This is a genomic window from Pseudobutyrivibrio ruminis CF1b (assembly GCF_000424005.1).
In the GTDB taxonomy this organism is placed as follows: Bacteria; Bacillota; Clostridia; order Lachnospirales; family Lachnospiraceae; genus Pseudobutyrivibrio; species Pseudobutyrivibrio ruminis_C.
In genome coordinates, this window is record NZ_AUJB01000008.1 from 863,744 (window position 1) to 890,743 (window position 27,000).

The following is a 27,000-nucleotide window of genomic DNA, read 5'->3' on the forward strand; positions in this document are numbered from 1 at the left end:
CCCTCTTCAGGGTGGTTTTTCTAAAATTTAACTGTAATATGCATCATATACAACCATCTTAACAACTGGTGAATCCCATGTTGGATATTTAAGTGATGCATTTCCTCGTTCGTAAATATCTTTACGAATTGTTTTTTCGTCTATAATAAATTCACTACAGCATCTTGATCTATATGTGAAGATGTTTGTAGAATCTGTATCTATATCGGCTTTGGCATCTCCCATAATACATTTAATAACTACACCATTTTGCAATATTAAATCAATATACTGTCCTGGCAAGGTGTTAAACCTGCTTCCTACTGCTATGAGGTATCTGTCTTCAAGCTTCATGAATCCGTCCGAATCAGGTGTAGCTATACTATTCAAATAACCACATTTACCATAGGTAATTTTGTTTGAACGCTCCATTGTCTTGCCGCCTTTATAGCTTACAGTCTTTCCTGTAACCGGACTAACAAAGCTGCTAGGAATATCATATGCAGTTTTTGTAACTTCCTCTAAAGGCTTTTTAGGACCTGCCAATACTGCAGATTCTTCTTCGATTGTTATTGTTACTGTAGTGCATTCAGCAAGTGCGCTAAGCATTGCTGTGTTCTCAAATGTTAATGTCTCCTCTGTGTCTGCTGTTTCTTCTGTTTCTGCTGCCTGTACTGGCATCGCATAACTTCTGTTGTAGCAATGATAAAATAAAATTAATAAAAGTGAAATAATTAAAATAATACTACAGGCCAGACGGCCCGATCGAATGTCTTTTGAACTCATTCCTTTCATAAATATAACTTCCTTCCTTTCACAAAGTCGCCATTCTAACAGAAAAAATTTCAACTGGCAACGCCTATTTATCATTTTTGGGGTTCTATTCACTAGTCGACAAAAACCGTGTAAAAAAAATCAAAATAAAAAAGGTTACCGCATTTCTGCAGTAACCCCTCAATTATTCTGAAACTTTTAATTCTGGGAATATAATATTGCAACTTCTACACCATCTTTTGATAGATAAATCGTAGTGTTATCTGATCTCAAATAACGGTAGTGATTTTCTGTCATTTCGTATGGCTCGCCATAAAGACTTTCTAATTCTGAAGCAATATTTTTAAAAGTAACGTCTTTTTCTTCGTCTGACTCAATAGTGATATATCCATGATTCAACTTATTATCTTCTGTGAAGCAATAAGTAATATTAGAATCATATCCAAATGATTTATCCCAGTACATAAGACGACCATCGCCTTCAAACATAATAGGCGCCGTCTCCTCCTTGCGAACTAAATAACCAGGAACGCCCCATTCAAATGTGCGGAAACCTGTCTCCTCAGAAGAAAACATATTAGTAACATCTTCTGTACCGCATCCAATTAAAATAAGCATCATTAAAGATACACAAATTAAAGTAATAAAATTTCTAGCCTTCATTATTCTCTCAATTCCTTTATTAATTTAAAAACACAAGTGTATCTAGTATAGCGGAATTGATAAAGTATAACTATTGCTTAATTGTTAAACGTTATTTGCATAATTGTGAATTTTTTATGAATTATCACTAAAATGTATCCTAAATTAGATTAAGTAATAAAGAAAACTCTATTGTCCGTAAATACAGATTAAGTAAGAATATTAGGTGACTGATTCCTATTATCAAATACTCCATATTCTTCCATTGTGGCAATTATTGTGCTTCGAACTAAGTCTGCCACTTCGTGTGTCTTTAAGTCTTTGTACTCTTCGTATAAAATCGGTTTGCCAAAAATAACTTTAGTATTAACAGGTCCTGGCTTAATACTGTTAAATGCTATATAAGAATCAATAAGTGTGACAGGAATAATAGGAACCTTAGCTCTCATGGCGCATTTAAAGCTTCCTGGCTTAAAACGCTGCACTATATTTCCATTATTATCATATCCACCTTCTGAAAACAGTATATATCTCTTGCCTTCTTTTAATTCCTTGGTAATCTTATCCATGATGACTATATTTTGTCGAACATCATCAAGCTTAAGACGCTTTGCTCCAAGCAAATCTACCATTTCCCGGACCATAAAACCATATGACTTGGCTTTATCCATAACAAAGGTGCAGGGGTCTCTATGACCGAACATAATACCCAGTACATCATATTTACCCTGGTGATTTGGATACATGACGTATCCCCCCTCCTTAGGAAGGTTCTCTACACCGTAAATGTTAGTGGAAATCCTGGCGCTTTTCATCAGAAAGCGAACTATCTTTAACGCATATGCGTATTTATCTCTTTCTGAATATTTCTCAGGATGTTTTGTCATCTTTCGCATGGTTCGTATAAACGAAGGACCACGTTTTAAGTTTGTAATAATCGCAATTAAAAATCTAAGCATATCTACTCCTATATAGAAATAGATTATCAGTATTATAGGCAAATAACAAGATGATTAATTGCACAAAATATATTTCTAATCTCTTCTTATAAATAATCTTTTTATAATTCCTCATAAGAAGAATATTCAATCACTATATATTTACCAGCTGTTATATTATCCCCGCCAATATGATTAATATCCTTAATATTTTCTATGAAAGCTTCTTTATCAGAAACCTCTGGCGACATAAACTGATCTGCAATAGTCCAAAGTGTATCACCAGGCTGAATCTCGTAGCTAGTGTAATATGTGTATACAGGACGGCTGTTCTCTGCCACTGCTCTATTGCTGTATAACATGAATGCAAATATAAATGAAATGATAAGCCCAATAGCTAACATAATCTTTCTGTTTCTAACGATTCTCTCTGCTTTTGTATACCTTCTCATAATTCTCCTCCAACAAAAAAAGAAAAATATGTTCGAAAACATCTGTTCTGAAAACAATATAAAACACGAACAGCCGTTTGTCAACAATTTTTCGAACAAAATTTCGGAAAATTTGTTTGCAAAACTATGTTCCGTATGATACTCTAAATATAGATTAAAAGTGAAAGGAGATTTTCATATGGCATATGGAAAAATATCTGCGAAGCAGCGTGAAATTCTCGAAGTTATTAAATCTGAAATTTTAAATAAAGGCTATCCACCTACAGTTCGTGAGCTTTGTGATGCTTGTAATCTTAAATCCACTTCTTCTGTTCACTCTCACCTTGAGACACTTGAGAAGAACGGATATATCAAGCGTGACCCATCAAAGCCTCGTGCTATAGAGATTGTCGATGATAGCTTTAATATGGTTCGTCGTGAGGTTGTTAATGTACCTGTTGTTGGAAAGGTTGCGGCTGGCCAGCCACTGTTAGCTATTCAGAATATTTCTGAGTACTTCCCTATTCCTGCAGAGCACATGCCTAATCAGCAGTCATTCATGTTAAGAGTTCAGGGAGAATCAATGATTAATGCAGGTATCTTAGATGGCGATACCATTTTAGTTAAACAGCAGGAAACTGCTAAGAACGGTGATATGGTTGTGGCTCTCGTTGATGACAGCGCTACAGTAAAGACTTTCTACAAAGAAGATGGTCACATTCGTCTTCAGCCTGAAAACGACACTATGGACCCTATTATCGTAGATAATTGTATTATTCTTGGAAAAGTATTCGGAGTTTTCCGATTCTTCTAAAAAAGGACGACCAAACGGTCGTCCTTTTCATTTTAAAGATCTTTTGCGTCAATTAAGATTCCATCTTTCCAGATTCTCTCAAGATCATAGAATAATCTGTCTTCCTCTGAGAAAAGATGAACAATAACATCTTCATAATCCATAAGTACCCATGTGCTCTGTCTGTTTCCTTCGATTGACTTAGCATGGATTCCCTGCTCATAAAGAAGTCTGTCTACCTCATCCTGCATAGCGTTAAGCTGACTCTGGTTTGAAGCAGATGCAACGATAAAGTAATCAGCCATAATGCTGATATTTGAAATATCTATAGCCTTAACGTCAATAGCCTTCTTATCATCAAGGGCTTTGCATACAATCTTTGCCATTTCTCTTGCGTCCATTGTCTACCTCTTTTCTTTCATGTACTGTTTATAGTAATTGTATGTATCTACTGTAGTAGGGTCTACCATATCTGGATTATTGTTTAAATAAACCACAGAATCCTCTAAAATCATATAGACACATCTATCTAAATCTGTATAAGCTGTTGCTCTTAAAATATCAAGACGAGGCTGCTTATCCCTGCCTGGCTCAATATAATCTGCCACGAAAATAATCTTATCCAGCAAATTCATATTAGGACAGCCTGTCGTATGATAAGTGATTGCATGGGCAATCTGTGGATCATACACATCGTATTTTGAAGAACAAAAATATGCGCCAACCTTACCATGTAAAAGGTGAGGATATTTGGCCTCAATCTCACTGATAGGTAAATCATTCTCCTTGCAGATAGAAATTCTTTCCTCATCAGTGATGCACTTAGCGCAATCGTGAAGCATTCCAGCAACCATGGCTGTATATGCAGGATAATTCCATCTTAATGCTAAAGCCTGGGCTGTAGTGGCCACTCCCAGAGTGTGTACATATCTGCCCGGTTTAAGCGCCTTTTTCATTTCCTCAGATAATCTAAGAACGTCATCATAGGAATAATTATAAGGACTGTAAAGATTGTGTTCTTTTATATAGTCAATGACCTGTGGTGCCATATCAGCACTAACATCAGGATTGCTATAAAATTCACCGCGAATCTTTGATGATGCGATTCCATTTGCCTCATAATCTATAAGCTCAAAATCTCCATCGAATATATCACGGCACTCTTTCATGGCGTTGTTAAGCTCTTCGAGATCATCTCCTAATCTAGGAGCTACCAAAATAGTAGCTGCTTTTGAAATGATTTCTGGCTTAACCCATTTTTGAAAATTAATAAGACTGTCGCTACCCATAATAAAGAATAAATCATCATCAGGATATTCATTCTTTAACTCTGTCATTGTAATGTAAGAATAGCTTTTTCCAGAGCGATAAATCTCTCTGTCATCAATAAAAAGCCCTTCAATATTTTCGATAGCAAGGCGCACCATATCAAGTCTGCAGGTATCAGCAATAGACTCTGCAGTATCCTTGTGTGGTGGTGTGCCCGCAACCAAAAGATAAACTTTATCAAGCTTGAACTGGTCAAATGCAGCCTTAGCAATCTCTATATGTGTGTTGTGAATTGGATTGAATGTCCCGCCATAAATACCAATTCTCATGATGTCTCCTTACTGAGGAAGCTTAATAGTAGGCTTCTTCGCTGCTCTATAAAGAATAATTTTTCTTCCAATAACTCTGACAACCTCAGAATGTGTACGCTCTGAAAGAACCTGAGCGATTTCCTTTGGATCATCAAAGCAATTCTTTAAAACGTTAATTTTAATAAGCTCTCTTGCCTCAAGTGCCTCATCAACAGCGTTTGTGTACTCTGGTGTAAGTGAAGCCTTACCAATCTGAAGGATTGGGCTCATATCAGCTGCAAGAGATGATAAATATGCTCTCTGTTTATTAGTCATTTTAATCTCCTAATTACTTGTAATAATCAAATACAAGGCCATACATTCTAACTGTATCACCTTCCTGGATACCCTTAGCCTCAAGCTCCTTTAAGATGCCCTGCTCCTTAAGGAAATTCTGGAAGAATAAGAATCCCTTCTCAGATTCGAGGTTAGTATAACCAAGCATTTTCTCGATACGAGGACCTTCAACAACAAAGTCGCCTTCGTCATTAATCTCAACTGTGTATGGTTCCTCGCTAAATGCACGGATTGTAGGGTCAAATTCCTGCTCATAAACGATAAGCTCGTCATCGCATGTATCAAGAAGTCTTACAACCTCGTAAAGAAGCTCCTTAAGGCCCTTTCCACTAACTGCAGAAATAGGATAAACCTTGATTCCCTTTGGCTCGAATTCTGCTCTTAAAGCTTCGATAACTTCGTTAGATTCCTCGCCAATAACATCCATCTTATTAGCAGCAATAACCTGTGGCTTCTTAAGAAGCTCTGGGTCGTATGCTTCAAGCTCTGCTGAGATAGTCTTAATATCTTCAACTGGATCACGGCCTTCTACAGAAGCACCGTCTACCATATGGATAATGACCTTTGTGCGTTCGATGTGACGAAGGAACTCATGTCCAAGACCGATACCTTCTGAAGCACCCTCAATAAGACCTGGAATATCAGCAATAACGAATCCATTTATATCATCAACATCAACAACACCTAAGTTTGGAGAAAGTGTTGTAAAATGATAATTTCCAATTTTAGGCTGAGCGTTAGTTACACGAGAAAGGAATGTTGACTTACCAACGTTTGGATAACCAACAAGACCTACATCAGCAATAACTTTAAGCTCAAGGATAACTTCAAGCTCGATGGCATCAACACCTGGCTTAGCATACTTTGGAGCCTGCATAGTAGATGTTGCAAAATGTTGATTACCAAGACCGCCCTTACCACCTGGAAGAACAATCTGACGCTTGTTATCGCCTGACATATCAGCAATAACTCTGCCGCTCTCGGCATCCTTTATAACTGTGCCTTCAGGAACCTTAAGGATGAGATCCTCACCATTCTTACCATGGCAATTGTCCTTGCCACCCTCTTCACCTGCTCCTGCAGCGAATTTGCGTCTGTGACGGTAGTCAACCAAAGTATTGAGACCTGGATCAACTTCAAAAATAACGTCGCCACCATTACCGCCGTCACCACCATTTGGACCACCATTTGGTACATATTTCTCACGGCGGAAGCTTACGTGACCGTCGCCACCTTTACCTGATTTTATAATAATTTTTGCTCTATCAGCAAACATAGATTTCTCCTCAAATTTAAAATTGACCCGACTTACATAATGTTAGTCGGGTCAAATGATTACTGTTCTACTGGATAGACAGAAGCCTGCTTCTTGTCTCTACCTTTTCTTTCGAAACGAAGTACTCCATCTACTAAAGCAAAAAGTGTATCGTCTCCACCGAGACCTACATTGTTGCCTGGAAGAATCTTTGTACCACGCTGTCTGTAAAGAATATTGCCAGCCTTAACGAACTGACCGTCTGCTCTTTTAGCGCCTAATCTCTTAGACTCTGAATCTCTACCGTTCTTTGTAGAGCCTACACCCTTTTTATGAGCGAAGAACTGAAGGTTCATCTGTAACATGTCTTACACCTCCTTGTATTGTAATGAAATATATTCATCACCGTATTGTTTTTGAATTTCGTCCAAACCTAATATCATAGAATCAAGCAAAAGCTTTGATTTATCCGAAATACCTTCCGGGAATGCCATGGTCATATAACCACCATCCTCGGCAGCCTCACTAGCAAATGCATCGTCCGTAAACTGTTCAATACTGTTAAAAGTATTAATAACAAGAACCGATACCGCCGCACATACAATATCCTGACCGTGATCAGCATATCCCGCGTGACCTTCAAGTGAAACATTAACTATTTCATTATTATGTCTGGTAATTGTTACGCTAATCATAATTAGCCGTTAATCTTTTCGATCTTAACCTGTGTGAAAGCCTGTCTGTGGCCATTCTTCTTGTGGTAACCTGTTTTTCTCTTATACTTGTAAACGATTACCTTCTTACCTCTGCCTTCCTTAACAACAGAAGCCTCTACTGTAGCACCCTTAACTGTTGGGTCGCCTACCTTGAGATCCTTGTCGCTAACAGCAAGAACCTGATCAAAAGTAACCTTCTCACCAGCCTCAACGCCGAGCTTTTCAATGGTAATGATATCGCCTTCAGAGACTTTGTACTGCTTACCACCTGTTGCAATAATTGCGTACATGGTTTGTTCCTCCTTTTTATCATTACTCGCCAGTTTCGGTGGTGTCTCGGAATGAAACACACTTTAAAAACCACACTGAGCGGCATACTCAAGTATATTAACACAGGATTATCACTACGTCAATCTAAATTGTTCATAAAACTTAGAAAATTTATGTATTGCTTAGTCCACCTGGTGAACGTCCCCAAGATGCTTCTTAAGGTATGCATCCAATGAACTAAGATTCTTATTATTTGATTCCCTGATCTTCTTGGCCTCGTCCTCAAGACAATGTCTGCAGGTACGTCTAAGGTCTTCCTCTTCATTTTGAGCAAACCAGCTTTCAAACTGCTCGTCCAAATCTACTTCCTTATGAAACCTAAACTTGCTCAGCTGTAAAGTAAGCTGAGAGGTCGAGCGAATACGAACAGCCTCCTTTGCCTCGTCCGTAAGCGTAATCTCTGGGAAATCCTTATTATATTTAACGATTTCCTCTTCAGCGATATCTTCTGCCTTTTTCTCTACAACCTGAATGATTTCATTAATTTCCATAGCTGCACCCCCGCAGATAAGCAATTAATCCCACAATTTTCTAAAACCTTCATATTTCCAAAGACCAGTCTCGTTTTCTCTGGCCTTTTTCATAATGGCCTGCAAGCTGTCATCATGGGCAACAGTTGGCTCATATCTTTTAGCCACTCCGTACCCATTCTTCACGATTATAGCATTAACCATTGAATTTTCTATGTTTTCCTCGTCAAATGTATTGCTTACATCCTCAAGCCAAACATAAGCCAAAATTCTGTCATACTGATCATCATTATCTACATCATATTCCAGATAAAGCTTATCTGTATTTGAAAGGAGCTCCTTGGTGTAATCGCTGGCCATAACCCCATATTCATTGTTACGTTCTTCCTCAGCCGCAACAGACTCAGGGGTATCGATGCCAATCAGACGAACACGTTTCTGCTCACCTACAGCGTCCTCTACTATAATAGTATCTCCATCTACAGTTCTCACGAATTTTACAGCATCCAAATTTGCTTCCTCGTAACTATGAATATTGTTAGAAACCATCGGACCACTACAACCAATAAGTAAAATAAAGAAAATCACAAGTGCTCTTTGCAATTTTTTGTTTTTCATAAATATATTCTCTTTCTGTCTCAATTAAAATGTCATCATTATAGGAGAAAACATCCTGCTTCTGGTAACCTCAAGTAAGCCAAGATTAGTAAAGCCATGAACTGTCACCTGAGAGAAATCCTCCTTGCAAGCCTCCTTAAATGTATCGATTATCTCTTTTTGTTCCTCTTTGGAAACTTTAAGTAAATCTACAATTACTATGCCGGAAATCGACCTTAGCCTAAGCTGTCTTGCCAGCTCTTCCACAGCCTCCATGTTTGTATCAAAAGCGCATGTCTTCCCATAATTCTTGGATGAATTTACATCAATTATTGTCATGGCCTCAGTAGGCTCAATAATAAGATTTCCACCACTTTTCAGATGTACCACCTTTGACAATGCTCTGTCTAAAAGAGCTGTCAGCCCATATAAGTCCCATAGGCTATAGGAATCATCCTCATATAATCTTACTTCAAAAGCTCTTTCAGAAATCTCAGGTAAATCTGAAATAACTTCAAAATCATCTCCAGCCATTTCAGCTACATAATAATCGATAAAATCTCTTTCACGGGTATGTTCTGCCACGAATTTGCATGAATAAGGCTTTGTATTTTTTCTGTCCTGTGTAATCTCAACCCAGAATTTATCTTCCTGGCAAACAGTCTTCTTTTCCGAATGTCTGACCGTAAAAAATTCTGGCTTTAGCTTTTTATTCTCGATAAAACCTTTATCGCCAGTAGAAAGTTTCAATATGCAGGCATCAATATCATTTAATACCTTTTCTACTGTCGCCTCACAAACTGTACCTACCTTTGTCACATCAAGATTAATCAAATCAAGAACCTTTTCTTTTTCGTCAAAAGAAACAAGGAGCCGAAGCTCCCTATCTAAATATGTTCCTTTTGTAATTACAATTTTCTTAATGCTCATCTCCTATATCTCCAAGAGAAACAAAGCTGTCTGGCTCACCAGTGAACATGTCAATTCTTCTGATATCAAGTGAAAGCTCATCAAACTCAGGCAATCCGATAAACTCATGGAATGCCTTGATAACCAGTTCAGGCTTGATATTGTCAGTGCTTCCGCTTGAAAGAAGAAGGTCATATTCTGGAACGCCTTCTTTAATAATTAAATTGAAACGGTAAATGAGTGGCTTTAAATCAAGCTCTCTTTCACCCTTCTTGGTCTTCTTAACGATGTTAATAGAACCTGACTCATCAAAGAATCTTTCCTTTAAATCGATGATATTATCGATATAGCAGGCATCATCCTTTGAATCCTTATAAGTAACAACGTAGCTTGCAGCAGTAACTGCAGACATACATTTTTCAGCATCATCAGGAAGATACTTGAAACCTGTAATCTCAAGTCCCTCTACCATGTTATCATTTAAAGCCTTCAGTGCTGAGGCAGCATCTACCTTTTCCTTTAAATCAATATCCATGTACTCACCCTCTGATGTAAGACCTACACCAAGTGGGGACGCGAAGGACATAATCTGATGAGGATTAAATCCTTCCGAATATCTGATAGGAAGCTCTGAACGCTTCACGGCCTTCTGGAAAAATCTCATAAGGTCCAGATGACCTACATATCTCATTATGCCTGTCTTGGCAAATTTAACTCTAACGCGCATTATGACATACCCCCGATCCAATAATTCCTGCACCGCAACCGTTACAGTTCATTTTACAATTAGGAGTAACCTTTGCGTTCATGGCATTGTTCCACTCTCTCTTAAGGAAATCCTTTGTAACGTGACAATTAATGAAATCCCATGGAAGAATCTCATCCAAATCACGCTGGCGGTATGCATAGTAATCTATAGAAATGTTGTTCTTTTCAAATGCAGCAAGCCACTTGTCAAAATCAAAGTACTCGCCCCATGCATCAAAGAAACATCCACTCTTATAAGCATCTAAAATAGCTGGGCAAAGACGTCTGTCACCGCGGGCAAATACACCCTCGAGAACAGTAACATCTGAATGATGCCAGTTGTACTTAAGTGACTTCTGATTGAGCTGTGCCTTCATCTCGTCATTAACAACCTTAGCACGGCGTAAATATTCTCCAGCCTCGTACATAGGAGCCCACTGGAATGGTGTAAATGGCTTTGGTACGAAGAATGATGTAGAAATAGTAATCTGGCAACGGCCCTGACGCTGCTCCTTTGGAACAGTATCGTAATATGCAGCAGCTACTTCATTAGCAAGCTGTGGGATAGCCTTCATATCCTCATCAGTCTCTGTAGGAAGACCAAGCATGAAATAGAACTTCACCTTGTTCCAGCCACCCTTAAATGCAAGTGTAGCACCACCGATGATATCCTCTACAGTAAGACCCTTGTTAATTACATTACGCATTCTCTGGGAACCTGCCTCAGGCGCAAAAGTGATGCTGGACTTTCTAACATCCTGAACCTTTGACATAACATCAAGAGAAAATGCGTCAATTCGTAAAGACGGTAATGAAACATTAACGCCCTCTGATAAACAATCATCAATAAGAAAATCCATAAGCTCACCAAGTGCATGGTAATCACTTGATGAAAGTGAACTGAGGGAAATCTCCTCGTGACCAGTAGATGCAAGAAGCTCTCTTGCCTGTTCCTTAAGGACATCAACAGACTTCTCTCTATTTGGACGGTAAATCATACCTGCCTGACAGAAACGACAACCTCTGATACATCCACGCTGAATCTCAAGAACAACTCGATCCTGAATAGCGCGAACAAATGGAATAAGCATCTTTGTAGGATAGCTTGAAGAATCCATGTCTTTAACAACCTGACGGTCGATTACAGCTGGCACGTCATCATAAATAGGCTTGAAGCTTTCGATGGTGCCGTCTGATTCCTTATAAGTAACCTCATAGAAAGCAGGTACATAAATTCCAGGAATCTTTGCAGCATCTCTAAGAAATGCCTGACGATCAAATCCCTTAGCCTTATGCTCCTTATATAAATCAAGAAGAAGTGGATAGCTGGTCTCACCTTCTCCCACGTAAACCAAATCAACAAAATCTGCGATAGGCTCAGGATTAGTAGCACAAGGACCACCTACGATAACGACAGGATCATCATTCTCACGGTCCTTAGACTCCAAAGCGACACCTGCCAAATCAAGAATCTGAAGAATATTTGTATAGCACATCTCGTACTGAAGTGTCATACCAATAAAATCAAAATCCTTGATAGCATCCTGTGATTCTAACGCAAAAAGAGGTATATTACGCTCCTTCATCAGATTATGTAAATCTGGCCATGGCGAATATACCCTTTCACAATATGTATCCTCACGCTTGTTGAGCATATCGTAAAGGATAGCTATTCCAAGGTGAGACATACCTACTTCGTAGACATCAGGGAAGCACATAGCAAATCTGATGTCCACGTCAGCAGGATTCTTTTTCACACTATTAAATTCGTTGCCGATATATCGTGCAGGCTTATCAATCTGCATCAGAATATCGTCAGGTAATGCAAGTTTTTTCATATAATAATTTTATCTTTGAGCAAGCTCAGATGTGATATCTTCCCAGGTAACTCCTTTGGCAACCATAAGAACCATCATGTGATACAGGAAATCTGAAATCTCATATTTGGTCTCTTCAGAATCAGGATTCTTGGCTGCAATAACAATCTCTGTAGCCTCTTCACCCACTTTTTTAAGAATCTTATCCAATCCCTTATCGAAAAGGTAATTGGTGTAAGAACCTTCCTTAGGATTCTTCTGGCGGTCTGCGATAACTGCATAAACGTCCTCGAATACCTTAAGTGGATTACGCTCAATATACTCCTTTTTTACTATCTCATTGAAGAAGCAGCTAGGTGCGCCAGTGTGGCATGCTACTCCAACCTGAGAAACTTTCGCCAAAATAGTATCAAAATCACAGTCAGCAGTCAATGACTTGACAAACTGGAAGTGTCCGCTTGTCTCACCCTTAACCCAAAGTGACTGTCTTGAACGAGAGTAATATGTCATCTTGCCTGTACGTATAGTTGTGTTGAATGATTCCTCATTCATGTAGGCAAGCATAAGCACCTCGCCTGTCTGGAAATCCTGAATAACCGTAGGAACAAGTCCATCAGCGTTTGGCTTTAAATCAGACCATGCAAGCTTTGGCTCGAAGTTGTCCATCTTGATGCCAGAATCAGAAAGCTCACTCTTCATCTGCATGATATTGAAATTAGTATCATTGATGAACTGTCCGGAAATACCACGAATCTGATCTGACTTTAATACCTTAAGCACCTTATCAAGATCATAATCATCAATCTGAGCAATGTATGGAATCTCAGTGATGTTCTCCAGGCCCTCTAAAAGAGATGTGTTCATGATCAGTAATTCATGAATGCTGCTTGGAAGGAAATCCTTTGTCTTGAACAGAAAATCTACTGTGGAAAGACTAACAAGCATCTTCTGTGCACCAAATCTGGCGCTGGCTTCTTTGATAAGGTCAATAGTCTCTGGCTTTGAACCGTTAAGAATAACCTCTACGCATCCAGCATAGAGAAGCTTTTTTACATCCTCAAGACGCTTAATATTTCCGCCGCCTGCTGTCTTCACCTGAACGTTACGATTAATCTCCCTGATTGCAAGTATGTTCTTCTCGTGCTCCTCATCGTCAGTAGATAAATCATAACAAATAATTTTATCTATACCGCTGTCATCATAAACTGATGCAAGCTCTAATACGTCCTTTTTTACCTCAAGCTCAGTAGGGCTCTTTACCGCCATACCGTCCTTGATATAAATAGTAGCAACTATGTTTTTGTGTTCCATGTCAAGTCCTGCTCCTTTAAATTAAATTGAACCCTTTGTCGTCATAGTGGAATTATTAAGTCTTGGGTCAATAGTTGTAGCCTCATCCAAAGCCTTGGCAAATGCCTTAAACATTGCCTCGCACATGTGATGTGAATTTCCCGGTGTAAGAACCTTAATATGTAAATTCATTCCTGCTGAATAAGAAATAGCATAGAAAAATTCTTTTACCATTTCGGTGTCCATATAACCGATTTTTTCTGTAGGGAATTCAGCTTCAAAAGATAAATATGGTCTGTTACATAAATCCACAGCAACAAGTACTAATGTCTCGTCCATAGGAAGGATGCAACTGCCATAACGCTTAATTCCAAGTTTCCCCCCGCAGGCCTTTTTGATTGCATTGCCAAGCACTATTCCTGTGTCCTCAATAGTGTGATGACAATCAACCTGTAAATCCCCCTTTATAGATGCAGATAAATCAAAGAGACCGTGTCTTGTAAATGCATCAAGCATGTGATCAAAAAATCCAACACCTGAACTTACCTGACACTCACCTGAACCGTCGATTGAAAAATCGATAGTAATATCTGTTTCTTTTGTTTTTCTGGCAACCTTTGCCCTGCGTTCCTCTGACATAATTTCACCTAATTATTTATAATTTCCACGCCTTTAATTATAACGTAAATACGTATCTAATTAAAGGATGGTAAACTACACAAAATCCGCTAATAAATTTATATAAAATTCCCTTTTTGATAAAAACTAAATATCCTCAAATCGTACCTTGATTGAGTTGGCATGAGCTGTAAGCTGCTCGTTATTTGCAAACTTAACAATGTCTGGATAAACAGCCTCAAGTGCTTCTTTTGAGTACGAAATGATGCTAGATTTCTTAACGAAATCATCCACTGAAAGTGGTGAGAAAAATCTTGCTGTTCCATTTGTTGGAAGTACGTGATTTGGTCCTGCAAAATAATCTCCAAGTGGTTCAGAAGAATACTGACCAAGGAAAATAGCTCCAGCATTTTTCACGTAAGTCATAGTCTCAAATGGATTAGCTGTGACAATCTCCAAGTGCTCTGATGCAATAGCGTTTACGCAGTCCACTGCATCCTTCATATTGTCAGCCACAAGAAGATATCCAAAGTTATCAAGTGACTTCTGGATGATATCTTTTCTTGAAAGGATCTTTACAAATCTTTCGATTTCCTTTTCTACCTCATCAGCCAGCTTCTCTGATGTGGTAACAAGAATAGCTGATGCAAGCTCGTCATGCTCTGCCTGTGATAATAAATCTGCAGCCACGTATGTAGGATTGGCAGTCTCATCTGCAAGAACTAAAATCTCTGATGGACCTGCAATAGAATCGATTGATACATATCCAAATACAGCCTTCTTTGCAAGGGCTACGAAAATGTTTCCAGGACCTACGATCTTATCAACCTTGGCAATTGACTCTGTACCAAATGCCATGGCTGCAATAGCCTGAGCGCCACCACACTTGTAAATAACATCACAGCCTGCTTCTTTTGCTGCCACAAGTGTACTTGGATTAACCTTTCCTTCTTTGTCACATGGAGTACACATGTAAATGCATTCAACTCCTGCAACCTTTGCTGGCATAATGTTCATAAGAACTGATGAAGGATAAACAGCCTTACCACCTGGCACGTAAACACCTACCTTTGCAAGTGGTGTAACCTTCTGTCCAAGGATGATACCTTCTTCTGATGTAAACCAGCTGTTCTGCTTCTGCTTTGAGTGGTATTTTTCAATGTTTACAAGAGCCTTACGTATAACATCAACAAGCTCCTGTGGAACAAGAGTATATGCTTCTTCAATCTCCTCTTTTGTAACTACGATGTTACCGGCATTAATATCAGCACCATCATATTTCTTCGTATATGCGAATATTGCCTCATCGCCATTTTCTCTAACATTATTTACGATTTCATTAACAGTAGCCTCATACTCTGTGTACTGGTTTGGACTACGCTTAAGAAGTGTCTCTAAAATATTATCTATAGTGTTTGCTGTAAGCTTAAGCTTTCTCATTTTCAAGTGCTCCCTTCAGCTTCTCAATAAGCTCAGTAATTCTTTCATATTCCATCTTCATGGACACCTGATTTACTACCATTCTTGCTGATAGTGGACATACCTCCTCGAGAACCACAAGTCCGTTTTCTCTAAGAGTAGAACCTGTCTCTACGATATCCACGATAACCTCAGAAAGGCCAACGATAGGTGCCAGCTCAATAGAACCGTTTAATTTAATAATCTCAACTGTCTGATTCTTTGTGTTGTAGAAATGATCCTTTGCAATGCGAGGATATTTGCTTGCAACACGGATAAGCTCATGATGCTTAAGAAGCTCAGCTGCCTCGACTGGACCGCAGACACACATTCTGCACTTTCCAAAACCAAGATCTAAAACCTCGTAAATATTACGGTTCTCTTCGAGGATAGTATCCTCTCCAACTACACCGATATCCGCTGCGCCATACTCTACATATGTAGGAACATCAGGACCTTTTGCAAGGAAGAATTTCAGTTTTAATTCCTCGTTTGTGAAAATAAGCTTTCTTGTATCAGGATCCTTCATTTCCTCGCAGGTAATACCAATACTTTCAAATAAAGCAAGTGTCTGTTTTGCAAGTCGCCCCTTTCCCAGGGCAAATGTTAAATATCTATCGCTCATTTTATTGTCTCTCCAATGCTAACATCAGCTGGTCAACGGTAATAGCAAAGCCAATGGCAGGTGAATCCTTGCCAAAAAGGCTAAGTAATGAATCGTAGCGGCCACCCTTTACAAGTGGTTCGCCAACGCCATAGGCATATCCTGTAAAAATGATGCCAGTGTAATATTTGTACTCAGAAATCATACCAAGCTCGAAGGAAATGAAATCCATCACCTTATTCTTATTAAGTAATTCGTAGAGCTTTGTAAGATACTCTAAAGCATCGTAAACTTTCTTGTATTTCTTTGCCTTTTCCATATAAGGCTTCCACTCTGAAGGTGAGTTTAAAATCTTTCCAGTAAGATCAAATAAATCGATGAGACTCTTTGACACACCGGCACTTTCAAGAAGTTCCTTTGCTCCAAAGAAATTCTTGTTGGAAATAAGTCCCACAAGCTTTTCTTCCATATCCTCTGAAAGATTAGCAGCGTCGATAAGCCCACGAACAATATCGAAATGACCTACACCGATTTCAAATTCCTTTAAGCCACTTTCCTTCAAAGCATTCACAACGATTGTAAGAATCTCTGCATCTGCATCCACTGAGCTGTCGCCGATAAACTCACAGCCAGCCTGTGTGCTTTCCTTTAAGCGTCCCTGAAGGCTATGGTAATTGATAAATACATTGCCCTCATATGAAAGCTTTACAGCACCATCTGTGTCTGAAAAATACATTGCAGCAGCTCTTGCAATAGATGGAGTAATATCAGGTCTTAAAACAAGTGTGTTTCCATCTCTGTCAAAGAACTTAAACATCTCATTTGACTCACATGAACCTACTTCTCTTGAGAATGTATCAAAATACTCAAAGGTAGGTGTAGAGATTGGTGCATAGTTATATTTTTTAAAACATTTTCTAAGATTGTATAAGGTGTCAAGTCGACGTTCATATTCACTGTTGTAGATGTCGCGGACACCCTCTGGTGTGTGCAAAGTTAAATTTTTCATATTGTTTTCACCTCATCGGTTTCACTTTAGTCTGCTAATGTAATAAAGTAACAATATCAAAAAACAGCCACAAAGTCAACCTTTGCGACTGCTCAAATCAATATTAATCATATCAAGGTACGGAACCAGAAGGTTTGGTTTTGTTTCAAAGAAGTACTTTTCATCAAGCTCTTCTATCCTAAAACTTTTCCTTCCGCCCTCTACCATTCTGTCCCAGAAAGTCTTTAGCTGGGCGTATGTAAGATAATAGTAAATATCTCTTTCGCTGAAGAAAATAAGAATAAATGCCAGGCCATCCTGGTCTTCCCATTTACCCATGAAATCAATCTGATGCTGGTGTATGTTCTGTAGCGGAAATGTATCTTTATTACACTCCTTTGCATCAAAACATACTGGAATGCCCTGAATGGCGCCCACATAATCGACAGTAGATTTCTGGTCAAAGTAAGCCAAAGTAATGTGGCCCTTTTTATCCATATCTATAGGCGTAATAGGTGTTGGGATTTTCTGAATCAGCGCCAAACCATTTTCTTCATAAACCTGATTAGTCTTATTAATAAACTCCTCGAAGGTAGAACCTCGAAGTCCCCTTGATTTAAAAGTAGACATTAAACTCCTCCGGCTCTTTTGCCTCGAAGCTTCTTCCATCTTCAAACTCAATTGAAAATGCATGAAGCAACTGAGATTTTACATTAAGCCTTTTGTTGATATTCGTATTTCCGTATTTCATGTCACCTAAAATCGGATGACCTATAGATGCAAGATGTGCTCTGATCTGATGTGTTCTACCAGTAATCAGATGAATCTCAAGTAAGGTCAGGTCATTGTCCAGATGCTTAATAGGACGATATGATGTCTTTATAGGCTTTGCATCCTTGGTCTCCTTATTAAGAATAGAAACCTTGTTGGTAGTCTCGTCCTTGTAAAGAAATCCATCGATAGTCTGAGCCTCAGCAATCTTCCCAAGAACAATAGCATGATAAAGCTTTTTGCAGCTACGCTCCTTTAAAGCCAGGCCAAGACTTTGTGCTGTTTTAAGATTTTTGGCAAACAAAACGATTCCTGAGGTATTTCTATCAAGTCTGTTACATATGCTAGGATGAAAATGCTTAAAGCTCTCCTCAGTAAGCTGACCTGTCTTAATCATATAAGAGATGGCCATCTCATTGATGGATACTTCCCCGTCAGAATCCTTCTGTGATTTTATTCCCGATGGCTTATTGATAATAATCATATCATCATCTTCGAAAACGATATTGATATTATTTGGCCCTTTAGCGATAGCTTCATACAAAGGGTCAGCCTGTGAAGCACCGCTCATCTTCTCGAAGGTCTCATCTGAAAACCAAATCTTTACCACATCACCTGTATTAAGTTTCTCTGAACCATCAGCTTTTTTGTCATTTAAAGTAATGTTTTTCTTGCGCAGCATCTTGTAAATAAAAGAAGTGCTGGCCTCAGATAAAACTCTCTTTAAATACTTATCAAAACGCTGATTGCTATTTGCGTCGTCTATTCTTAGTTCTTTCATTTGAAGTCTTTTTATTCTTATTATTTTTATTTTCTGTTGGTCTTACATTCTTACCATTAGATTTCTTATTTTGAGCATTGCCAGATTTATTGGCTGGCTTCTTATCAGAATGATTCTTAGAGAAATCTTTACCCTTAATCTTTCTAGGTGGGATAAGGCACTCTTCACCAAATCCAATCAAATCTTCCCTGCCGGCCTTCATAAGAGCCTCTTTTACAAGGTCATAATTCTCAGGTCTCTTGTACTGAATAAGAGCACGCTGCATAGCCTTCTCGTGAGGATTCTTACAAACGTAAACAGGCTTCATATCCCTAGGATCAATCTCTGTGTAGTACATGGTAGTAGAAATTGTGCTAGGTGTTGGATAGAAATCCTGTACCTGCTCTGGAGACAAATGATGGTCTCTCAAGTATTCCGCCAATGCTATGGCATCGTCCAATGTAGAACCTGGATGAGAACTCATTAAATAAGGCACCAAATACTGCTTTAAACCAAGCTCTTTATTAATCTTGGCATATTTATCACAGAAGGCATTGTAAACGCTTATATCCGGTTTTCCAAGGTAACTGAGTACATTATTAGAAATATGCTCAGGTGCTACCTTTAACTGGCCGCTGATATGGTATTTACAAAGGTCTCTAAGGAATGTGTCATCCTTGTCGTACATAACATAATCGAAACGTACACCTGAACGAACAAATACCTTCTTTACCTTTGGAAGTTTTCTAAGCTTTGTAAGAAGCTGTACATATTCCTTGTGATCCACCTGAAGATTAGGACACTTTTTAGGGAAAAGACACTGTCTGTTTGTACATACACCCTTTTCCAACTGCTTCTTACATGATGGATTTCTAAAGTTGGCTGTAGGACCTCCTACGTCATGAATGTATCCCTTAAACTCAGGGTCCTTAGTAATAAGCTTTGCCTCATCAATAATAGATTCCTGGCTGCGGGACTGTATAATACGTCCCTGATGGAACGTAAGTGCACAGAAGTTACAGCCACCGAAACACCCTCTGTTGCTGATAAGGGAGAACTTTACCTCCTTAATAGCTGGGATGCCGCCGTCCTTCTCGTACATAGGATGATAAGCACGCATATACTCGATAGCATATACATCATCCATCTCCTGACGTGAAAGTGGCTTCTGTGGAGGATTCTGAATGACGTACATTGCGCCGTCATATGTCTCCACAAGCTTCTTTGCTGTAAATGCATCCGTATTTACGTATTGAGTGTAAAAACTCTGTGCGTAAGTCTTTTTATCTGCTTTAATCTCCTCAAAGGAAGGCAGAATAATTCCGTCCTCTGTAAAAGACTTATCTCTTGTCTTATAAACTGTACCGTCAATATATGTAATATCCTTAACATCCATTCCAGATGCAAGACAATCTGCGATTTCAACAACTGAGCGCTCGCCCATACCATAGGAAATAATATCTGCACCAGAATCAAGAAGGATGGAACGTCTTACCTTATTAGACCAGTAATCGTAATGAGCCAGTCTTCTAAGGGAAGCTTCAATACCACCGATGATGATAGGCTTAGTCTTGTAGGTATGACGAATAAGATTACAGTAAACGATAGTGGCATAATCCGGTCTAAGACCAGCCTTTCCACCTGGTGAGTAATTGTCATAATCTCTGTGGTGCTTTGAAACACTGTAATGGTTTACCATTGAATCCATGTTTCCTGCAGAGACAAAGAAACCAAGACGTGGCTCACCAAGGATATTGATGGAATTGTCATCCTTCCAGTCTGGCTGTGGGATAATTCCAACTGTATATCCGTGTAACTCTAATATTCGACATATAATTGCAGCTCCAAAAGAAGGATGGTCTACATAAGCGTCACCACATACATAGACAAAGTCCAGCTGCTCAATGCCTCTTTCCTTCATATCCTTTTTAGAAACTGGTAAAAACTGTTGCATAAATACCTCTTAAATAATTAAGGCATCCAACCTGTGGATGCCCCTAAATTTTGATGATTACTCTTTATTAAAGAACTGGTCTGGAATATCAAGTGCTGGTACGTCTTCCTCGTCGTTTGAAGCTGTAGCTGAAATAGCTGACTCCTCAGCAACTGGTGTAGGCTCTGAAACTGAAGCACTTGTTGTATCAGAACTTCCTTCGCTAAGTGTATCTGGAAGAAGTGATGCTCTGTTTGCATCTACTGTATCCAAATATGTCTGCATAGTAGCAAGGAATGTTTCGTTGCGATTCTTTGCAGTCTCAATAGAGTTTGCAAGGATAGTCTGAATATTTGCAAGAAGCTCATCCGTATATGCTATAGCTCCCATACGAATATTGTTTGCATCCTCAGTAGCTCTGTCAATCTTCTCCTGAGCATTCTTCTGAGCTATAAGAATAACTTCATTTGCCTGAGCATATGCCTGTTGCATAATCTGGTGCTCAGAAACAAGCTCATTAGTCTGAATCTGTGCTTTGCTAATAATCTCATCAGCCTTTGCCTTTGCGTCTGCTAAAATCTGCTCGCGGTTGGCAATCATACGCTGATACTTCTTTATTTCATCAGGTGTCTTTGTTCTAAGCTCCTGAATTAATGACTCTAATTCGTCTCTGTTAACAACAATCTTGCTTGTAGAGAATGCTGTTGGCTTACAATCATCGATGTAAGCTTCAATCTCATCAATAATATCTTCTATTTTACTTGCGTTTGGCATGATGTTTTACTTCTCCTTGTTTTTAATTTTGGCTTCTATAAGAGGTATAACCTGAGATGGAACAAATAGGCTGATATCTCCCCCGTAAGACGCAAATTCCTTTGCGACTGTAGAACTCAAATAAGAATACTGTAAAGATGTTGTCATAAACAACGTTTCGAGCTCAGGGTACTGAACCTTATTTGACTGAGCCAACTGAATTTCGTTTTCAAAATCAGTAACAGCTCTAAGGCCTCTGATAATAACCTGTGCATCTTTTTCTTTTGCGAAATCGACCAATAGACCTTCAAAGCTTTCTACTTTGACATTATCTAAATTTTCAGTCAATTCCTTTATCATACTAACACGTTCGTCAATGGAAAACAACGGATTTTTTTGGTTGTTGTTAAGAACGCCAACTATTAATTCATCGCATAATTTGCTTGCTCTTTTAATAATATCCAAATGACCAAAAGTGATTGGATCAAAACTTCCAGGATAAATTGCTCTTTTCATTTTACGCCTTCTTTAAAAATATATGTTTATTAGTCTTATAGACCTTCTCTTTAACAATGGAATAACCTAAATCTGAAACGTAATCAAAACTTGTTTCGATACTGGCTTCCACAATAATTATTGTGTTATCAGAAATATAATCTCTGGTAATAAGAGCCTCCAAAACCTGCTTTTCTATAAGCTTATTGTAAGGAGGGTCCATAAAAACTATGTCAAAACCATCAGAGCATTTTAGCCTGCTGATAGCAGAAAAAACATCTTCATTATAGACTTTAGAACAATCCTCAAACTTTGCCTTTGCAATATTGTGATTGATGCAAGTAAGAGCTTTTTTATCCTTTTCAACGAAGACTGCTTCCTTAGCGCCACGGCTAAGTGCTTCTATACCCATCTGACCGCTTCCAGAAAACAAATCTAAAAAATTGCAATCAGGAATATCAAAAGCAATCATATTGAAAAGTGTCTCTTTTATTCTGTCTGAGGTTGGTCTGGTATCTAATCCTTCTGGAGTTTCAAGAACCATTCCACGTTTACTACCGGATATTATTCTCAAAGTTATTCACCTATTTTGTTAATGCATTCTTCAAGAAGCTCCAAAGCTTCTTTAGTGGCTGATGTACGGACTGTAGTTCTGTCACCTTTTAAGCGAAGCTCCTTAACGATACATTCGTCGTCACCGTAGGCACAACCAATATACACAAGGCCAACTGGCTTTTTAGGAGAACCACCACCTGGACCAGCAATGCCAGTAGATGATACACCGAAATCTGCCTTAGCCTTTTTTCTAACGCCCTTAGCCATCTCCATAGCTGTCTCGTAGCTAACTGCGCCATAAGCCATTAATGTAGAATCTTTTACCCCAAGATTCTTCATCTTTGCTTCATTGGAATAGGTCACATAACCTTCATTGAAGCAATCGGAAGCACCTGGCACATCCACAATAGTACTGGCAATCATACCACCAGTGCATGATTCAGCGGTGGCTACAGAATAGCCACCTGCCGTCAATGTGCTAATGATAGAATCGATATTCATTAATTCTGCTCCTTAAGCACATCAATATTCTGATAGATATAAATTACAAGGGATAAAATTGTCATGATGAGTGCAACCCATTTGAAGATTTCTCCAAGAACCATGAGCCATCCAAATGAAAGATTTGCTACTAAAATAACAATCATAATCATCTGTGTTGTAGTTTTAATCTTGCCGAAAATATTTGCAGCAATAACAAGACCATTCTCGGCTGCGATAAGTCTGAATCCAGATATGATAAACTCTCTTGCAATAATGATAATTACATACCATGCTGCAAGCTGCTTTGTCTGGATGAGACAAATCATTGCAGAGCAAACAAGAAGCTTGTCTGCAAGTGGATCCATAAACTTTCCGAAGTTTGTTACAAGATTGTATTTACGTGCAATCTTGCCGTCGGCCATATCTGTAAGTGATGCTGCGATAAAGATAAGGTCAGCGATAATTCTAAGTGCTGTGCTTTCTGGATTGATAAGCAGAAAGAACACGAAGAATGGGATCATGATAACTCTTAACAGTGTCAATTTGTTTGGTAAATTCATAACGCTACATCTCCTATCAAATCATATTCATCAAAACTTGTAACAGTCACATCAATAAACTGACCGCTTACAAGCTCGGTGTCACTATTAATAAAAATGAAGCCATCTACTGATGGAGTGTCTCGATAAGTACGCCCGATAAACACACCATCTTCAGGAAGCTTACCCTCGACAAATACAGGGATAGTTCTTCCAACATAATTCTGATTATTGGACATTGAAATGTCCTTCTGGCAAAGCATAACTTCTTCCTGCCATTTATGCTTTAAATCTTCGTCTACCTGATTATCCCAAGTAGCTGCGACAGTGCCATCCTCTTTCGAATATGCGAAAGCACCGAGTCTGTCAAACTTCATATCTTTGATGAACTGAAGTAACTCCTGATGCATCTCTTCTGTCTCACCAGGGAAACCACAAATAAGTGTGGTACGAAGCGAAATATCTGGCATTGCCTTTCTTAAACGATCAGCAATATTCATAATATCAGCCTTGTTAGTCTTGCGTCCCATCTTTCTGAGAAGCTCGTCGTTACAATGCTGAATAGGCATATCAATGTAGTGACAAATCTTTGGCTGTGAAGCCATGCATTCTATAAGCTCATCAGTAATCTCTTCTGGATAAGCATATAAAATACGAATCCATTTAAGGTCCTCAATCTCGCAAAGCATATTTAAAAGCTCTGGTAAAGATTTCTTACCGTAAATGTCCATTCCATAAACAGTAGTCTCCTGAGCTACAAGTATGAGCTCTTTAACACCGTCAGCCACAAGCTGCTTGGCCTCAGCCAAAATCTGCTCCATAGGAACAGAACGGTAATCGCCTCTGATATATGGAATGATGCAGTAAGTGCAACGCTTGTTGCAGCCTTCTGCGATTTTAAGATAAGCATAGTGCCCGCCTGTAGTAAGCACTCTTTTGCTATCCTTTGGAAGGCCTGTAAGAGGCTTCTTGTAAACAGGCTTCTCACCATTCTTTTCAAGTACTTTATTAATTGCATTTAAAAGCTCATCATATGAATTAGTTCCTATGATGGCATCGACCTCTGGGAGGTCTGAAAGAATCTCATCTGTGAAACGCTGAGCAAGACAACCAGTAACAATAAGACCTTTAAGATTGCCAGTCTCTTTGTACTGACCAAGATCGATAATGTTCTGGATACTCTCCTCCATGGCGTCAGCAATGAAAGAACATGTATTTACAACAATGATATCAGCTTCAGCTTCGTCATCGCAGATTGTAAATCCCTGTTCCATCAAATCTCCAAGCATATGCTCAGAATCAACCAGGTTTTTATCACAGCCAAGAGAAACAAATAAAACTTTCATATAAATTAGTTATTAACTTCCTCGTTTAAGATTTTGATAGCACCGTCATTAAGCTCGTTTACAGCAATTGAAAGTGGCTTATCACCCTTCTGATACTTGATAAGTGGATCAGCACCGTCGATGATCTGACGAGCGCGCTTTGCTGTAGCAGCAACGATAGTATAACGTGAGTTAACTACTGGCTCCTCACCAACCTCAACGTTCTCATTAACCTTTTCCATAAGTTCTACATAAGATGGATGTATCATAATTAATTACTCCTTTCAAACACCTTTAATTCATTCTTCATATCATTGATGGCCTTTGTATTTCTGGAAACCTTGAAATGCTCGGCCTGAATTATATTATGAACCTGATCTACAGCTCTTTCTAATGAATCGTTTACAATCAGGTAATCATACTGTTCCATGTACTGAGATTCTCTGCATGAAATAGCAAGTCTCTGCTCGATGACCTCTGGAGTCTCAGTGCCTCTGCCTACTAATCTGTTCTCTAATTCTTTTGCAGATGGTGGCATTGTAAATAACAATAACGCATCGGGATACATCTCCTTAACCTGAAGTGCTCCCTGAATCTCTATCTCAAGGATAACATCCTTTCTGCGCTCAATAAGCTGCTCAACATAAGCTCTTGGTGTGCCGTATGAATTGCCATTGAATGTGGCATATTCTAAAAGCTCATTATTCTTAATCATATCATCAAACTCTTCACGAGTTTTGAAGAAATATTCTCTGCCATCCTTTTCTCCAGCACGCATACCTCGAGTGGTGGCTGAGATTGAAAGATTATAATCATTTGGATGGGCTTCCAGTAAATGCTTCATAATAGTCCCTTTACCGGCACCAGAAAAGCCTGAAAGAACTATCACAAGCCCTTTATCATGCATCATAATCTGCTTCCTCCTTCGTGGAATTTTCACTTATTCTATTGGATATTGTATCTGGCATCAGAGCAGATAAAACAACATGCTGGTCGCAGATGATAACACATCTGGTACGGCGGCCCTGAGTGGCATCGATAATATTGCCCTTCTCCTTCGCATTTGCGATAATGCGCTTCGCAGGCGCAGAATCTGATGTTACCATGGATACAATTTTTTTGCTATTAATAATATTTCCAAATCCGATATTTACAAAAGCCATAATTATTCTATGTTCTGAATCTGCTCCCTAACTTTTTCGATAAGAGTCTTGAGAGTGATTCCAATATCTGCAATTTCAACATCAGTAGATTTAGAAAGGATGGTGTTCGCTTCGCGATTTAGCTCCTGTGCAAGGAAATCAAGCTTACGTCCAACCTCTTTATCCAAGTCGAATACTGAGCGTGTCTCAGCAACATGACTCTTTAAACGAACCATCTCTTCGTCGATGCAAATCTTGTCTGCATATAAGACTACTTCCTGAGCGATTCTGTTCTCGTCGATTTTAGTGTCCTCTAAAAGCTCGTGAACTTTTCCAAGAAGCTTTGTTCTATATTCCTCGATAATCTTAGGGCTTCTCTCCTCAAGCTTATCAACTAAAACAAGCATCTCATCCATCTTTGAAACTAAATCATTCTCAAGACGATTTCCCTCGGCAATACGAGCCTCTATAAACTGCTTAATGCAGTCGTCTAAAGCTTTAAGTACAAGCTCCTTTAAGCTGTCCTCATCAGCCTCCATCTCCTCAAGCTCGATTACATCTGGAAGACGTGAAATGCTGCTTGCTTTCATATCATTATCAACACCGAGCTTCTCAGCCATAGCAGAGATAGATTCATAATACTTTAACGCGATGGCATCATTAATAGATACCTGATAGCAGGCATCTGAATGCTCGTTAAGCGTAATATAAACATCTACTTTTCCCCTGAAAATACTCTCGCTGATTTTATTACGAACTGTGCTCTCTAAGAAGTTGAGCTTCTTAGGAAGTTTAATATTAAGATCAAGATATCTGTGATTTACAGACTTCATCTCAATGGTGACCCTAGCGTCACTATTTTCGGCAATTCCTTTGCCATAACCTGTCATGCTTCGTACCATGTGAGTCTCCTTTTGGCTATGTATGTCGCAAACTATCCCACATTTACATAGTTGTATTTAATTATAATTA

Annotated in this window: 35 protein-coding genes; 1 reads left to right on the forward strand and 34 read right to left on the reverse strand. The window is 38.9% G+C overall.

Annotated elements, in window-relative coordinates; translation table 11 throughout:
- Positions 1–27: 27 nt before the first annotated feature.
- From G592_RS0106285 to G592_RS15810, 4 genes are all read right to left on the reverse strand, one after another.
- Complete coding sequence (locus G592_RS0106285; RefSeq protein WP_036951849.1) at positions 28–774, reverse strand: hypothetical protein; 747 nt, start codon at positions 772–774, stop codon at positions 28–30.
- A 177-nt stretch (positions 775–951) separates the two neighbouring features.
- On the reverse strand, positions 952–1,416 hold the full coding sequence (locus G592_RS0106290; protein ID WP_028247076.1) for a hypothetical protein: 465 nt from the start codon (positions 1,414–1,416) through the stop codon (positions 952–954).
- Between the two features lie 188 nt (positions 1,417–1,604).
- Positions 1,605–2,354, reverse strand: coding sequence for a lysophospholipid acyltransferase family protein (locus G592_RS15805; protein WP_051194780.1), 750 nt, complete (start codon positions 2,352–2,354; stop codon positions 1,605–1,607).
- 101 nt (positions 2,355–2,455) lie between these two features.
- Complete coding sequence (locus G592_RS15810; protein WP_051194781.1) at positions 2,456–2,785, reverse strand: LysM peptidoglycan-binding domain-containing protein; 330 nt, start codon at positions 2,783–2,785, stop codon at positions 2,456–2,458.
- Positions 2,786–2,963: 178 nt separating this feature from the next.
- Here G592_RS15810 and lexA point away from each other — a divergent pair, with 178 nt between their 5' ends.
- Entirely contained in the window at positions 2,964–3,578 is a 615-nt protein-coding gene (lexA, locus tag G592_RS0106305; protein WP_028247077.1) for a transcriptional repressor LexA, read from the forward strand.
- Between the two features lie 32 nt (positions 3,579–3,610).
- On the opposite strand, the gene rsfS is transcribed toward lexA, so the two are convergent.
- From rsfS to G592_RS0106455, 30 genes are all read right to left on the reverse strand, one after another.
- Complete coding sequence (rsfS, locus tag G592_RS0106310) at positions 3,611–3,958, reverse strand: ribosome silencing factor (RefSeq protein ID WP_028247078.1); 348 nt, start codon at positions 3,956–3,958, stop codon at positions 3,611–3,613.
- A gap of 3 nt (positions 3,959–3,961) precedes the next feature.
- Positions 3,962–5,155: a nicotinate (nicotinamide) nucleotide adenylyltransferase gene (gene nadD / locus G592_RS17820; protein ID WP_242830146.1), complete on the reverse strand. Its 1,194-nt coding sequence runs from the start codon at positions 5,153–5,155 to the stop codon at positions 3,962–3,964.
- Between the two features lie 9 nt (positions 5,156–5,164).
- Complete coding sequence (locus G592_RS0106320) at positions 5,165–5,452, reverse strand: YhbY family RNA-binding protein (protein WP_028247079.1); 288 nt, start codon at positions 5,450–5,452, stop codon at positions 5,165–5,167.
- Between the two features lie 13 nt (positions 5,453–5,465).
- Positions 5,466–6,749, reverse strand: a complete 1,284-nt coding sequence (obgE, locus tag G592_RS0106325) for a GTPase ObgE (RefSeq protein ID WP_028247080.1) — start codon at positions 6,747–6,749, stop codon at positions 5,466–5,468.
- Between the two features lie 59 nt (positions 6,750–6,808).
- Positions 6,809–7,093, reverse strand: coding sequence for a 50S ribosomal protein L27 (rpmA, locus tag G592_RS0106330; RefSeq protein ID WP_015549701.1), 285 nt, complete (start codon positions 7,091–7,093; stop codon positions 6,809–6,811).
- A gap of 3 nt (positions 7,094–7,096) precedes the next feature.
- Positions 7,097–7,423, reverse strand: a complete 327-nt coding sequence (locus G592_RS0106335) for a ribosomal-processing cysteine protease Prp (protein ID WP_028247081.1) — start codon at positions 7,421–7,423, stop codon at positions 7,097–7,099.
- Between the two features lie 2 nt (positions 7,424–7,425).
- Positions 7,426–7,734: a 50S ribosomal protein L21 gene (gene rplU / locus G592_RS0106340; RefSeq protein WP_028236391.1), complete on the reverse strand. Its 309-nt coding sequence runs from the start codon at positions 7,732–7,734 to the stop codon at positions 7,426–7,428.
- 162 nt (positions 7,735–7,896) lie between these two features.
- A complete protein-coding gene (locus G592_RS0106345; protein ID WP_028247082.1) occupies positions 7,897–8,265 on the reverse strand; it encodes a hypothetical protein in 369 nt (122 codons plus the stop codon).
- 24 nt (positions 8,266–8,289) lie between these two features.
- A complete protein-coding gene (locus G592_RS15820) occupies positions 8,290–8,862 on the reverse strand; it encodes a thermonuclease family protein (RefSeq protein ID WP_051194782.1) in 573 nt (190 codons plus the stop codon).
- 24 nt (positions 8,863–8,886) lie between these two features.
- Entirely contained in the window at positions 8,887–9,771 is an 885-nt protein-coding gene (locus G592_RS16960) for a ribonuclease E/G (RefSeq protein WP_028247083.1), read from the reverse strand.
- Positions 9,761–10,477, reverse strand: coding sequence for a TIGR03936 family radical SAM-associated protein (locus G592_RS0106360; RefSeq protein WP_028247084.1), 717 nt, complete (start codon positions 10,475–10,477; stop codon positions 9,761–9,763). Before G592_RS0106360 ends, G592_RS16960 begins: the two co-directional genes overlap by 11 nt.
- Positions 10,467–12,335: a TIGR03960 family B12-binding radical SAM protein gene (locus G592_RS0106365; RefSeq protein ID WP_028247085.1), complete on the reverse strand. Its 1,869-nt coding sequence runs from the start codon at positions 12,333–12,335 to the stop codon at positions 10,467–10,469. Before G592_RS0106365 ends, G592_RS0106360 begins: the two co-directional genes overlap by 11 nt.
- Before the next feature lie 9 nt (positions 12,336–12,344).
- Entirely contained in the window at positions 12,345–13,625 is a 1,281-nt protein-coding gene (hisIE, locus tag G592_RS0106370; protein WP_028247086.1) for a bifunctional phosphoribosyl-AMP cyclohydrolase/phosphoribosyl-ATP diphosphatase HisIE, read from the reverse strand.
- Positions 13,626–13,646: 21 nt separating this feature from the next.
- Positions 13,647–14,243: an imidazoleglycerol-phosphate dehydratase HisB gene (gene hisB / locus G592_RS0106375; RefSeq protein WP_028247087.1), complete on the reverse strand. Its 597-nt coding sequence runs from the start codon at positions 14,241–14,243 to the stop codon at positions 13,647–13,649.
- Between the two features lie 126 nt (positions 14,244–14,369).
- The gene (gene hisD, locus G592_RS0106380) at positions 14,370–15,662 is read right to left on the reverse strand and encodes a histidinol dehydrogenase (RefSeq protein WP_028247088.1); all 1,293 of its coding nucleotides are present in this window, start codon (positions 15,660–15,662) and stop codon (positions 14,370–14,372) included.
- Positions 15,649–16,305, reverse strand: a complete 657-nt coding sequence (gene hisG, locus G592_RS0106385; RefSeq protein WP_028247089.1) for an ATP phosphoribosyltransferase — start codon at positions 16,303–16,305, stop codon at positions 15,649–15,651. Before hisG ends, hisD begins: the two co-directional genes overlap by 14 nt.
- Before the next feature lies 1 nt (position 16,306).
- Positions 16,307–17,293, reverse strand: a complete 987-nt coding sequence (gene hisZ, locus G592_RS0106390) for an ATP phosphoribosyltransferase regulatory subunit (RefSeq protein ID WP_028247090.1) — start codon at positions 17,291–17,293, stop codon at positions 16,307–16,309.
- 75 nt (positions 17,294–17,368) lie between these two features.
- On the reverse strand, positions 17,369–17,902 hold the full coding sequence (locus G592_RS0106395; RefSeq protein WP_028247091.1) for a Holliday junction resolvase RecU: 534 nt from the start codon (positions 17,900–17,902) through the stop codon (positions 17,369–17,371).
- Positions 17,889–18,824: an RluA family pseudouridine synthase gene (locus G592_RS0106400; protein ID WP_028247092.1), complete on the reverse strand. Its 936-nt coding sequence runs from the start codon at positions 18,822–18,824 to the stop codon at positions 17,889–17,891. Before G592_RS0106400 ends, G592_RS0106395 begins: the two co-directional genes overlap by 14 nt.
- Positions 18,793–20,757, reverse strand: a complete 1,965-nt coding sequence (locus G592_RS0106405) for a YgiQ family radical SAM protein (protein WP_028247093.1) — start codon at positions 20,755–20,757, stop codon at positions 18,793–18,795. The genes G592_RS0106400 and G592_RS0106405 overlap by 32 nt, the downstream gene beginning before the upstream one ends.
- A 57-nt stretch (positions 20,758–20,814) precedes the next feature.
- A complete protein-coding gene (locus G592_RS0106410) occupies positions 20,815–21,510 on the reverse strand; it encodes an ATPase (RefSeq protein WP_036951855.1) in 696 nt (231 codons plus the stop codon).
- A 6-nt stretch (positions 21,511–21,516) separates the two neighbouring features.
- Complete coding sequence (gene coaD, locus G592_RS0106415) at positions 21,517–22,005, reverse strand: pantetheine-phosphate adenylyltransferase (RefSeq protein WP_028247095.1); 489 nt, start codon at positions 22,003–22,005, stop codon at positions 21,517–21,519.
- Between the two features lies 1 nt (position 22,006).
- Positions 22,007–22,558, reverse strand: coding sequence for a 16S rRNA (guanine(966)-N(2))-methyltransferase RsmD (gene rsmD, locus G592_RS0106420; protein WP_028247096.1), 552 nt, complete (start codon positions 22,556–22,558; stop codon positions 22,007–22,009).
- Positions 22,559–22,560: 2 nt separating this feature from the next.
- Positions 22,561–23,040 (reverse strand): CinA family protein, encoded by a 480-nt coding sequence (locus G592_RS0106425; protein ID WP_028247097.1) that lies wholly within the window; start codon positions 23,038–23,040, stop codon positions 22,561–22,563.
- Positions 23,040–23,582 carry a CDP-diacylglycerol--glycerol-3-phosphate 3-phosphatidyltransferase gene (pgsA, locus tag G592_RS0106430; protein WP_028247098.1) on the reverse strand — a complete coding sequence of 181 codons (543 nt, stop codon included), beginning with the start codon at positions 23,580–23,582 and terminating at the stop codon, positions 23,040–23,042. The genes G592_RS0106425 and pgsA overlap by 1 nt, the downstream gene beginning before the upstream one ends.
- Positions 23,579–24,907: a 30S ribosomal protein S12 methylthiotransferase RimO gene (rimO, locus tag G592_RS0106435; RefSeq protein WP_028247099.1), complete on the reverse strand. Its 1,329-nt coding sequence runs from the start codon at positions 24,905–24,907 to the stop codon at positions 23,579–23,581. The genes pgsA and rimO overlap by 4 nt, the downstream gene beginning before the upstream one ends.
- Positions 24,908–24,912: 5 nt before the next feature.
- Positions 24,913–25,155, reverse strand: coding sequence for a DNA-directed RNA polymerase subunit omega (gene rpoZ, locus G592_RS0106440; RefSeq protein WP_028247100.1), 243 nt, complete (start codon positions 25,153–25,155; stop codon positions 24,913–24,915).
- Between the two features lie 2 nt (positions 25,156–25,157).
- Entirely contained in the window at positions 25,158–25,793 is a 636-nt protein-coding gene (gene gmk / locus G592_RS0106445; protein ID WP_028247101.1) for a guanylate kinase, read from the reverse strand.
- On the reverse strand, positions 25,786–26,049 hold the full coding sequence (locus G592_RS0106450; protein ID WP_028247102.1) for an extracellular matrix/biofilm biosynthesis regulator RemA family protein: 264 nt from the start codon (positions 26,047–26,049) through the stop codon (positions 25,786–25,788). The genes gmk and G592_RS0106450 overlap by 8 nt, the downstream gene beginning before the upstream one ends.
- Positions 26,050–26,051: 2 nt before the next feature.
- A complete protein-coding gene (locus tag G592_RS0106455) occupies positions 26,052–26,930 on the reverse strand; it encodes a YicC/YloC family endoribonuclease (protein ID WP_028247103.1) in 879 nt (292 codons plus the stop codon).
- Between the last annotated feature and the right edge of the window lie 70 nt (positions 26,931–27,000).